1 protein-coding gene is annotated in these 264 nt (G+C 42.4%); it reads right to left on the bottom strand.

Translation table 11 applies throughout. The features are described 5' to 3' along the window. Positions 1-264 (bottom strand): 3-keto-alpha-glucoside-1,2-lyase-like domain-containing protein (locus KVT27_RS25040; RefSeq protein WP_217582213.1); only part of this gene is annotated, 264 nt, incomplete at both ends.

Genomic DNA, 264 nt, shown 5'->3' with positions numbered 1-264 from the left:
ACTCTAAATATGACGCCAGCATTGGCTAAATTGGCACCCCCACTTATAGTAACATCCGTTTCGTAAGTGAAGTTTTTATATTTTGTATCATTGGCAACAGCTTTGTATCCTTCGCCGTCATTAACTGTGTATGCACCGCTGGCAGCACTCCATTGGCCACCATAAGTCGTCCAACCATCTGCGTTCAAATCGTCAAACGTCTCAATGAAAGGCAGAGGATTGTTAATTTTGTCGTGAAATTGTGTAACGGCTGCATTTAAAGCA

This window comes from Lysinibacillus sp. GbtcB16 (genome assembly GCF_019091145.1).
GTDB classification, from domain to species: domain Bacteria; phylum Bacillota; class Bacilli; order Bacillales_A; family Planococcaceae; genus Lysinibacillus; species Lysinibacillus fusiformis.
This window is presented reverse-complemented; position numbering and strand designations above follow the sequence as displayed.